Source organism: Nonomuraea rhizosphaerae, from assembly GCF_019396405.1.
In the GTDB taxonomy this organism is placed as follows: domain Bacteria; phylum Actinomycetota; class Actinomycetes; order Streptosporangiales; family Streptosporangiaceae; genus Nonomuraea; species Nonomuraea rhizosphaerae.
Genome location: NZ_JAHKRL010000360.1, coordinates 1 through 10164 on the forward strand (window position 1 = coordinate 1; position 10164 = coordinate 10164).

A 10164-nucleotide genomic window follows, 5' to 3' on the forward strand; every position below is an offset into this window, starting at 1 on the left:
CGCCCTGCGCAGGGGCCTGGTCGGCGCGGTGGCCGACATGGAGCTGCGGCCGGGCGCGCCCGGCGGCCGGGCGCCGCGCCTGCCCGTCCTCCCCGGCCCGGGGACGGCCAGCAGCGCGCCCGGCATCTCGGGCGGACGGTCCGGCTCGGGCGTCGGCGAGCCCACGGTGGGCTCCGACGGGCTCACCCGCGGCGACACGTGCCACGTGGACGTCGTGGACCGGCACGGCAACATGGTCTCCGCCACCCCCAGCGGCGGCTGGCTGCAGAGCTCGCCCACCATTCCTGAGCTGGGCTTCTGCCTCGGCACGCGGGCGCAGATGTTCTGGCTGCAGGAGGGGCTACCGGCCTCGCTGCGTCCCGGCGCGCGCCCGCGCACCACGCTGTCGCCGTCGTTCGCGCTGCGGGACGGCCGGCCGTGGCTGGTGTTCGGCACGCCGGGCGGCGACCAGCAGGACCAGTGGAGCCTCAACTTCTTCCTGTCCCTGGTCCACGGCGGTGGCCTGAACCTGCAGCAGGCCGTCGACGCCCCCATGTTCCACTCCGAGCACTTCCCCAGCTCGTTCTTCCCGCGCGCCTCCCGCCCCGGCGTCATGCACGCCGAGAGCCGCCTGGACCCGGGGGTGGTCGCCGAGTTGCGGCGGCGCGGGCACCAGGTCGAGGTGCAGGGGCCGTGGTCGCTCGGCAGGCTCAGCGCGGTCGCCCGTGACGGCGGCTTCCTGAAGGCCGCCGCCAACCCCCGGGGCGCCCAGGGCTACGCGGCGGGCCGATGATCGAACTGCCGGAGATCGCCTTCCTGGCCGGGGCGGGGCTGCTGGCGGGCGCCGTCAACGCGCTGGCCGGGGGCGGCACGCTGATCTCGTTCCCGGCGCTGGTGGCGTTCGGGTACCCGAGCATCAGCGCCTCGGTGACCAACTCCGTGTCGCTGTGGCCCGGCTACCTGGGCGGCGTGCTGGGCTACCGGGCCGAGCTGCGCGGGCAGCGCCGCCGGGCCACGGTGCTGTCGGTCACGGCGGTGCTCGGCGCGATCGGCGGCAGCACGCTGCTGCTGCTGACGCCCGGTCGGCTGTTCGACTCGGTGGTGCCGTGGCTGGTGGCCTTCGCCAGCCTGGCGCTGCTGGCCCAGCCGTGGCTGCGTAAGCGGTTCGAGCGGGCCACCGGGGAGGGGAGCGGCCGGCTGGTCCACGTCGGGGTGTTCCTGGGCGGGTGTTACGGCGCGTACTTCAACGGCGGCATGGGGGTGCTGCTGCTGGCGGTGCTCGGCATGTTCCTGCACGACGACCTGCATCGGGTCAACGCCGTGCGGGCCGCCCTGTCGCTGGTGATCAGCACGGTGTCGGTGGCGGCGTTCTCGCTGTTCGGGCCGGTGCGGTGGGAGGCGGTGGCGGTGGTCGCGCCGGCCAGCCTGGCGGGCGGCTTCCTCGGCACCCGCCTGGCCCGTCTGATGCCGCCCGCGGTGCTGCGCGGGGTCGTGGTGGTCTTCGGCCTGGGCGTGGCCACCGTCCTGGCCCTGCGTTAGCGGCTTCGATCAGAGGTCGTGCAGGATCTGTTCGAGGCGTTCCTGTACGACCGTCTCGTCCAGCGGGGGCACGACGGCGCCGGGCCGGGGCTGGACCTCGCTGAGGATCCCGGCCGAGCGCTCCTCCGCGTCGCGCTGGGCGCTCTGGATGGCGGCCAGGATCTCACCCGCCAGCAGTTCGCGCTTCATGCGCATGGCGCGCGGGTCGAGGGTGATCCGCTCGACCCGGCCCCGCCGGTCGGTGACCACCCGCGCGAGCCCTTCGGGCCCCTTCCCCTCGCCGGTGACCTCGGCCAGCCTCCCCTGGGCCACCCGGATGCTCCGCAACAGCCCGGAGCCCTGTTCCAGCAGGGCCTCCAGGTACTCGCGATCTTCCCGCGACGACGATGACCGCATGTCGTGCCTCCTCCCGTGTCAAGGCATTCTCGGCGCGGCGGCCCGCACGGGAGGGACACTTACTGATTTTTCAAAGAAAACGCCTGTTCACGCCGCCGTCGCCTCGATTACGCCACCGTCGCCTCGATGAGGTCGTCCACGACCGCGGCCAGATGGCCGGTCCGGTCGTGGGCCTGCCGCTGGCGCACCGCGCCGCTGCCGCGGGCCAGCAGCCGGTCCAGCCCCTCCTCAAGGAACGGCAGGTCACCGGCCTCGTCCGTCGCGGCCCGTACGTGCTCCAGCAGCCGCCCCGCCATCACCGGCGCCGGCACCAGCGTGCCCTCGCGCACGTCGAGACTGTCGCCGCGCAGCCCGTCGCGGGCGGCGCGCCAGTAGGCGGCCCGCACGACCTCCGACGGGACCGGCAGCCCGCGGTCGCCGCGCCGGACCGCCTCCAGCGCGGTCACCACCAGGCCGCGGATCAGCCCGATGATGGTGAGGCTGTCGTTGACGTCCAGCGGGACGTCGGCGACGCGCACCTCGACGGTCGGCAGCTTCGGCGACGGGCGGGCGTCCCAGAACACCGTCTTGGGGTCCATCAGCGCGCCCGACTCCGACAGCGCCCGCAGCGCCAGCTCGTAGTCGGCGAACGACGGGAAGTACGGCGGCGCGCCCGACACGGGCCAGCGGCCCCAGCTGATCACCCGCCACGACGCGTAGCCGGTGTCGCGGCCGACGAAGAACGGCGAGTTGGCGGCCAGCGCGATCAGCGTGGGCAGCCACGGGCGCAGGTGGTTGCCGACGTAGACGGCGTGCTCCTCGTCCGGGACGTCCACGTGGACGTGGAGGGCGCAGATGCTGATCTCGTCCTGGAGGGCCCGGTACAGGACCCGGCCCTGTTCGTAGCGGACGTCGTCGGTGAGGGGCGGCGGGACGATGTCGCCGAGCACGGGGATGCCGCTGGCGACCACGGCCAGCCCGCACTCGCGGGCGGCCCGCGCCACCTCCTTGCGCGCGGCCCGCAGCCGCGTGCCCAGCTCGCCCAGGTCAGGTGAGGGCGCGGTGCGTGCCTCCACCTGGAAACGGGTGATCTCGTGTACCACGTCCAGGACGTCGGTCGCGGCGGCCAACACCTCTGCCGCCCGGGGGACCACGTGGCGTGTCCAGGGATCGACGATGAGGTACTCCTCCTCGATCCCGATGAGAGGAGTCACGTGTCGTTTATGCCCGGTTAAGCGCTTACTGGAACGTCTGCTGCTTCAGGTCCGCCGGGCCGTACAGCGCGTACGGCCGCCCCTCGGCCAGGGCCCAGTAGCGGTCGCCGAACGACCAGTGCCACCACTCCGTCGGGTAGTTGACCAGCCCCACCGGCTCCAGCGCGTCGGCGAGGATCTTGCGGTGGGCGCGGGCGTCACCGGAGATGCCGGGCGCGTCGGTGTAGCAGGCGCCGGAGCTGTCCTCCGGGTTGTCGTTGACCTGGGTGCCCATGTCGTACTCGGCGCCGTCGGGCGAGCAGAGGGTCAGGTCGACGGCGGCGCCGGCGGTGTGGGGGGCGACGTCCACGGGCGACACGTACCGGCTGGCCGCGATATATGCCTCGTCGGGCGACATTTCGGGGTTGTCGGCCATGAGCTGGTCGCGGTACGCCGCGAAGATCCGCTCCTGCGTCGAGACGAGCCGGTACCCCTCCACCACCAGCAGGTGGAAACCTGGAGGAAGCCGCCGCTCGGCCCGCTCCAGCCGGGCCAGCAGCCCGGACCGCAGGTGCGCGTACGCGCCCGCCTCGTCGGCCATCCTGGTGTCCACGCGCAGGCGTCCGCGTACGTCCTCCAGGGCCTCACCGTTGTCGCGCACCGGGATCGCGGCCACGCGGGGATCAGAGATCAGCACGATGTCGCTCGTAGGCTGCCACATGGGCAGAAATTCTCACACAGTGTCGGAGAGAACCTGTTCACGGGCCTGCTCCAGGGCCGCCACCAGGGCGCCTCTGAGCACCGGGTTGCCCGCCACCTCGGTCGCGACGACCCGGGGCGGGGTCGGGCAGATGCGGGCGACGGCCTCCTCCACCTTGGCCGCCAGCCGGGAGCCGCCGGCCCTGCCGATGTCGCCGCTGAGCACGATCAGCCCGGGGTCGAGCACGACGGCCACGGCCGCCGCGCCCACCGCCAGCCGGTCGGCCACCGCGTCCAGGTAGCCGTCGCCGCCGTTGCGCACCTGGTCGGGGACGGTGCTGCCGAGCACGCCGTGCAGCTCGGCCAGGCCGCGCAGCGCGTCCTGGCCGACCAGCCGCTGGTAGGAGCCCGACTGCGGCTGCGACACGTCGGCGGGCAGCGGCTCGCCCGGCACCGGCAGCCAGCCGATCTCGCCCGCTCCCCCGGTGATGCCCCGGTGCAGCCGCCCGCCGAGCATGACGCCGAGCCCCTGGCCGACGCCCGCCCAGATCACCGCGAAGTCGTCGTAGCCGACGGCGGCCCCGTAACGGTGCTCGGCGAGCGCGACGAGGTTGACGTCGTTCTCGATGGTCACCGGGACGCCCAGCGTCCGCCGCAGGCTGGCCAGCACGCCGACGTGCCAGTCCGGCAGGTCGTACGAGAAGCGCACGTCGCCCGTCCCCGGGTCCACGACGCCGCGCGTGCCGATGACGAACGCCCGCAACTGCGCCTGGCTCACCCTCGCCGACTCGCACGCGCGCTGGACGGCGGCGTGCACGGCCTTGACCGGATCGCGGCCGTCGGAGGGGTTCACCGTGACCTCCACCACGATCCGGCCTGTGATGTCCGCCACACCGGCCCGCAGGCTGTCGGGCAGCACCTCCAGCCCGGCCACGTACGCGCTGGAGGGCACCACCCCGTACAGCGCCGCGTGCGGTCCCCTGCCGCCGGCCCGCTCGCCCTGGACCTGGACCAGCCCCCGCTCCTCCAGCCTGGCGAGGAGCTGACCGGCCGTGACCTTGGACAATCCGGTCCGCTCCCCGAGCTCGGCACGGGTCAGCGGCCCGTCCTCCAGGAGGAGTTCGAGCGCCGTGCGGTCGTTCAACCGGCGCAGCAACCGCGGGGTCCCGGGGCTGGGACTCATCAACGCACCCCTCTCGTCACGAATGGCTAACGGGCGTTTTTTTTAAGAAAGTTTCTTGTTAGTTTAGCAGCAGTCGTTCGACATTGACGATCAGCCAGGTGCGGACCGCAAGCGAGCACCCGGGAAGGGAGAACCCTGTGAGGATCGCGAAGATCACAGCCGCGTCGGTCACCACGGCCGCTCTGGCCCTCGGTGCGGCCGCGTGCGGTGGCGGCGGGACGCCCGCCGCCTCGCCGACGCAGGCCGGCTCGGCGCCCGCCTCGTCCGGCCCCGCCGGCGAGGGCAAGACGCTGACGTTCTGGCGTCTCGGCGACACCAACCCCGCCGCGCAGAAGTACACCGACGAACTGGTGGCCGCCTTCGAGCAGAAGACCGGCGCCAAGGTCACCGTCCAGTGGATCCCGTGGCCGCAGGTGAACGACAAGTTCACCGCCGCGGCGGCGGGCGGCACCGGCCCCGACGTCACCGAGATCGGCAACGACCAGGTGCCGCTGTGGCAGAGCCAGGAGGCCCTGGAGCCGGTCAGCGACATCGTGGCCAGCGGCGACCAGACGCAGATCCCGAAGAACCTCATGGGCCTGGAGACCATCGACGGCGAGACGTACGCCGTGCCGTGGGGCGGCGGCAGCCGCGCCGTGCTGTACCGGGCCGACTGGTTCAAGGAGCTGAAGATCGAGCCGCCGAAGACGTGGGACGACCTCGTCGCGGCGGCCAAGAAGATCCAGGAGAAGAAGGGCAAGGACGTCGACGGGTTCGCCTTCAACGGCGGCTCCGACGCCAACCACCTGCTCGGCGCGCTCGCCTGGACCGCCGGCGGCGACTACGCCGTCAAGGAGGGCGACAAGTGGGTCGGCAAACTGACCGACCCGACGTTCAAGGCGGGCTTCGCGCAGTACACCGGCCTGGTCACCGACGGCCTGTCCAGCAAGTCGCGGCTCACCCAGAACAGCACCGACATCCGCACCCGCTTCGCCAACAACAAGGTCGGCATGTACCTGACCGCCTCCTGGGACCTCGCGGGCATCGAGGAGGACAGCAAGGGCAAGCTCAAGGGCGACAAGCTGGCCTTCTTCCCGCTGCCCAGCAAGGACGGCGGCGAGGCGCAGTCCTTCCTCGGCGGCAACGACATCGCCGTGTGGGGCACCGCCAAGGAGAAGGACCTGGCCAAGGAGTTCGTGAAGTTGGCCTCGGGCAAGGAGTGGGGCGACAAGTACGCCAAGGACGGCGGCCTGCTGCCGGTCTACCCCGACTCCCTCGCCGCGCTGTCCAGCGACCCGGCCCAGGCCCCGTTCGCGGCGGCCTTCGCCAAGGCCAAGGCGTTCCCGGCCAGCCCGCACTGGACCGAGGCCAACGAGACCAAGGCGGTCCTGCAGAACGCGGCCCGCTCGGTCATCGAGGGCAAGTCGTCGGCCGACGACGCGCTGGCCAAGGCCAACACCGAGCTCGAAGAAATCCTCAACGCCTCCTAGCCCTATGACGAACACCTCGACGATCGCCCGGGGTGGAGGACGCTCCTCCACCCCACGGCGACCCAACTCCCACCGCCCCGCCAAGGCCAGCGGACTGCCCAACTGGTCGGTGCCGTACGTGCTGCTGATCCCCGGCCTGCTGGTGATTGCGGCGCTGCTGCTCTACCCGTTGATCCAGGTCGGGATCATCGCCTTCCAGAAGGTGGGCCTGGTCCAGATCAGCGGCAGGAAGCCGGCCACGTGGGTGGGCTGGGAGAACTTCACGAAAATCTTCGACAACGAGATCTTCTGGTCCGCGCTGCGCAACACGGTCGTCTTCGCCGTCCTCGCGGTGACGCTGACCCTGGTGGTCGGCACGGCGGTGGGCGTCCTGCTGAACAAGCTCGGCAAGAAGATGTCCACCCTCGTCGTGGTCGGCATCATGTTCGCCTGGGCCGTGCCGCCGGTGGCGCAGGGCATCATCTGGAAGTGGCTGTTCGACGCCGAGGCCGGCGTCATCAACTGGGCCCTGAACCTGCTGCCCGACTGGCTGTCCAACCTGCTCTTCGGCCGCGCCGACTGGACCGGCGAACCCTGGCTGAACGAGGCCTGGTCCATCTACATGGTGCTGATCATCTGCGTCGTGTGGGCGAGCTTCCCGTTCGTGGCCGTCTCGGTGCTGGCGGGGCTCAAGGGCGTGCCGGCCGAGCTGTACGAGGCGGCCAGGGTGGACGGCTCCGGGGCGTGGCGGACGTTCAGGCAGATCACGTTCCCGCTGCTCAAGCCGGTCTTCGCGGTGCTGACCGTACTGTCGATCATCTGGGACTTCAAGGTCTTCAGTCAGCTGTACGTGCTCATGGGCGGGCCTGCCGTGCGTGAGGCGTTCAACCTGTCGATCTACTCCTACGCCGAGGCGTTCCGGCCGCCGCCCAAGATGGGCTCGGGCGCGGCGATCGCGCTGGTGCTGACGGTGATCCTGCTCATCGTCACCGCCGTGTACGTCCGGCAGCTCGTCAAGCAGGAGGAGATGTGATGAGTCCTCTCGCGCGCAAGCGGCTGGGCAAGGTCGCGCTGAACACGACCGGGCTGCTGGTCTTCCTGTTCGCGATCTTCCCCGTGTACTGGATGGCCTCGACGGCGTTCAAGGCCAACGACCAGATCTTCACCACCGAGTTCATCCCGTTCCCGACGCACTTCACGTTCGAGCACCTGGACCGCGTGCTGAGCGAGGGCGTGGCCGGGCACTCGATCTGGCTCTACATGCGCAACAGCGCGATCGTGGCCCTGGGCACGGTGCTCATCGGGGCGGTCTTCTCGCTGCTGGCGGCCACCGCGGTGGCCCGCTTCCGGTTCAAGGGACGCAACTCGTTCCTGATCCTGCTGCTGATCGTGCAGATGATCCCGGCGGAGGCGCTGCTCATCCCGCTGTTCCTGAGCGTCAAGCGGCTCGGCCTGTACGACCAGTTGCTCGGCCTGATCGTCGTGAACGTGGGGCTGACGCTGCCGTTCGGCATCTGGATGCTGCGCACGTTCGTCGCCGCGGTGCCCAAGTCGCTGGAGGAGGCGGCCTGGATCGACGGCGCGGGACGGTTCACGACCTTCTGGAAGGTGCTCTTCCCCCTGGTCGCGCCCGGTCTGGTGGCCACCAGCATCTTCTCGTTCATCACCGCGTGGAACGAGCTGATCTTCGCGCTGGTGCTGATGAGCGACTCGTCCGGCTACACGATGCCCGTCGCCCTGCAGTACTTCTTCGGGCAGAAGGGCACCGACTGGGGCGCCATCATGGCCAGCTCCACGATGATGACCATCCCGGTCGTCGTCTTCTTCCTGCTGGTGCAGCGCCGCATGGTCTCCGGCCTGGTGGCCGGGGCCGTCAAGGGCTGAGCACCGCTTCCGTCGTACGGCCCGCGTCAGCGTGCCCATCTTTCCTGTGATGAGGAGCCATGAGTCAGAGTGATCGGGGGCTGCGCCGCCTGGCGGCCGGCACGCTGCTCGTCGCCTTCCAGGGCACGACGGCACCTTCGTGGGTGCTGCGCGAGCTGGAGAACGGCCTGGGGGGCGTCACCCTTTTCGGCTTCAACGTGGCCGATCCGGACCAGTTGCGGTCGCTGACGGCGTCGCTGCGGAGCGCCGGTGAGCCCGTCATCTCGCTGGACGAGGAGGGTGGCGACGTCACCCGGCTGAACTACCACGTCGGCAGCCCGTACCCGGGGAACGCGGCGCTGGGCGCGGTGGACGACACCGAGCTGACGCACCGGGTCTACCGGGCGATCGGCTCCGAGCTGGCCGCCTGCGGCGTCAACCTGGACATGGCGCCCGACGCCGACGTCAACAGCGAGGCCGACAACCCGGTGATCGGCACCCGGTCGTTCGGCGACGACCCCGCGCTGGTGGCCAGGCACACCGTGGCCGCCGTCCAGGGCCTCCAGTCGGTGAACGTCGCCGCCTGCGTCAAGCACTTCCCCGGCCACGGCGCCACCCGGGTCGACTCGCACGTGGCCGTGCCCGTCGTGGACGTCACGCCCGACGTGCTGCGCTCGCGTGAGCTGGCCCCGTTCCGGGCGGCGATCGAGGCGGGGACGAAGTCCATCATGACGGCGCACGTCGCGGTGCCCTCGCTGACCGGCCACACCCCGGCGACGCTGTCGGCGGCCGCGATGACCGAGCTGCTCAGGGGCGAGCTCGGCTACGACGGCGCGGTCGTCACCGACGCCCTCGACATGCACGCGATCACCAAGAGCGTCGGCCTCGGCGGCGGCGCCGTGCTGTCGCTGGCGGCCGGGTCGGACCTGCTGTGCCTGGGCCCGCTGCCCACCTACGACGACGTGTGTCACATCATGGACCAGATCGTGCTGGCCGTGCGGGACGGGCGGCTGCCCCTGGCCCGGCTGGAGGAGGCGGCCAGCCGGCTGGCGGCGCTGCGCTCCTGGCTCGGCTCGCCCGGCTCGCCCGCCGACGAGCACAACGTGGTCGGCCTGCACGCCGCCAGGCGCGCCGTGCGGCTCACCGGGGCCACCGAGCCGCTGGTCGAGCCACTGGTGATCGAGGTGGACACGCCGCCGACGATCGCCGTCGGCGACGTCCCCTGGGGCGTCGGCCCGTGGCTGCCGGAGGCCGAGATCATCCGGGTCAAGCCCGCCGACGCGGACGTGGCGCTGCTGCTGGCCAAGGCGCGGGAGCGGTCGCTGGTGGTGGTGATCAAGGACGCGCACCGGTACGAGGCCAGCAGGGAGCTGGTCTCGGCCCTCGTGGCGGCCCGCCCCGACGCGACCGTGATCGAGATGGGGCTGCCGGTGTGGCGGCCGGACAGCGCCGCCTACATCGCCACGTACGGGGCGGCCCGGGCCAACGCCCAGGCGGCGGTGGAACTGCTCACGGCCTGAGAGCTGCTCACGGCCTGAGCGCCCTCACGTCTTCAGCAGTGCTTCCCTGGCTTGGTCCAGGGCGGCGATGACGGCGCCGCGCAGCACCGGGTTCCTGTGCGTGACCGCGGTGGTGACGACCTGCGGCCGGACCGGGCAGATGCGGGCCACGGCCTCCTCCACGCGGGTGGTCAGCGCGGCCCCGCCCGCGTGCCCGACCTCGCCCGCCAGCACCACCAGGCCGGGGTCGAGGATCACGCAGACCGCGGCGACGCCGAGCGCGAGCCGGTGGGCGATCTCGTCCAGCAGCGGCTCGCCCTCGGCCCCGGCCGCCACGGCGACCTTGACGCACTGGCCGGCGCTCTCGGCGGCGAAGCCGTACCCTC

11 protein-coding genes are annotated in these 10164 nt (G+C 71.7%); 6 read left to right on the forward strand and 5 right to left on the reverse strand.

The window, feature by feature from the left end; translation table 11 throughout:
* Positions 1 to 772, forward strand: a 772-nt coding sequence (locus KME77_RS18075; RefSeq protein ID WP_219468915.1) for a gamma-glutamyltransferase, incomplete at its 5' end; no start/stop codon positions are given.
* The gene (locus KME77_RS18080) at positions 769 to 1518 is read left to right on the forward strand and encodes a sulfite exporter TauE/SafE family protein (protein WP_219468918.1); all 750 of its coding nucleotides are present in this window, start codon (positions 769 to 771) and stop codon (positions 1516 to 1518) included. The genes KME77_RS18075 and KME77_RS18080, both read left to right, overlap by 4 nt.
* Before the next feature lie 9 nt (positions 1519 to 1527).
* Here the strand turns inward: KME77_RS18080 and KME77_RS18085 are convergent, their stop codons facing one another.
* From KME77_RS18085 to KME77_RS18100, 4 genes are all read right to left on the reverse strand, one after another.
* The gene (locus KME77_RS18085) at positions 1528 to 1914 is read right to left on the reverse strand and encodes a YbaB/EbfC family nucleoid-associated protein (protein ID WP_219468919.1); all 387 of its coding nucleotides are present in this window, start codon (positions 1912 to 1914) and stop codon (positions 1528 to 1530) included.
* Between the two features lie 107 nt (positions 1915 to 2021).
* Positions 2022 to 3107 carry a carboxylate-amine ligase gene (locus tag KME77_RS18090; RefSeq protein ID WP_219468922.1) on the reverse strand — a complete coding sequence of 362 codons (1086 nt, stop codon included), beginning with the start codon at positions 3105 to 3107 and terminating at the stop codon, positions 2022 to 2024.
* A 25-nt stretch (positions 3108 to 3132) separates the two neighbouring features.
* Positions 3133 to 3807, reverse strand: coding sequence for a M15 family metallopeptidase (locus KME77_RS18095; RefSeq protein WP_219468925.1), 675 nt, complete (start codon positions 3805 to 3807; stop codon positions 3133 to 3135).
* Between the two features lie 12 nt (positions 3808 to 3819).
* Positions 3820 to 4968: an ROK family transcriptional regulator gene (locus tag KME77_RS18100; RefSeq protein ID WP_219468928.1), complete on the reverse strand. Its 1149-nt coding sequence runs from the start codon at positions 4966 to 4968 to the stop codon at positions 3820 to 3822.
* Between the two features lie 137 nt (positions 4969 to 5105).
* On the opposite strand from KME77_RS18100, the gene KME77_RS18105 reads away from it, so the two are divergent.
* The 4 genes from KME77_RS18105 to KME77_RS18120 are packed head-to-tail and all read left to right on the forward strand — an operon-like array spanning position 5106 to position 9799.
* On the forward strand, positions 5106 to 6437 hold the full coding sequence (locus KME77_RS18105; protein WP_219468931.1) for an extracellular solute-binding protein: 1332 nt from the start codon (positions 5106 to 5108) through the stop codon (positions 6435 to 6437).
* Positions 6438 to 6441: 4 nt separating this feature from the next.
* Positions 6442 to 7449 carry a carbohydrate ABC transporter permease gene (locus KME77_RS18110; protein ID WP_219468933.1) on the forward strand — a complete coding sequence of 336 codons (1008 nt, stop codon included), beginning with the start codon at positions 6442 to 6444 and terminating at the stop codon, positions 7447 to 7449.
* On the forward strand, positions 7449 to 8300 hold the full coding sequence (locus KME77_RS18115; RefSeq protein ID WP_219468936.1) for a carbohydrate ABC transporter permease: 852 nt from the start codon (positions 7449 to 7451) through the stop codon (positions 8298 to 8300). The genes KME77_RS18110 and KME77_RS18115 overlap by 1 nt, the downstream gene beginning before the upstream one ends.
* Before the next feature lie 59 nt (positions 8301 to 8359).
* Positions 8360 to 9799, forward strand: a complete 1440-nt coding sequence (locus tag KME77_RS18120) for a glycoside hydrolase family 3 protein (RefSeq protein ID WP_219468939.1) — start codon at positions 8360 to 8362, stop codon at positions 9797 to 9799.
* A 24-nt stretch (positions 9800 to 9823) separates the two neighbouring features.
* Here the strand turns inward: KME77_RS18120 and KME77_RS18125 are convergent.
* On the reverse strand, positions 9824 to 10164 hold a 341-nt coding region (locus tag KME77_RS18125; protein ID WP_219468942.1), incomplete at its 5' end, for an ROK family protein.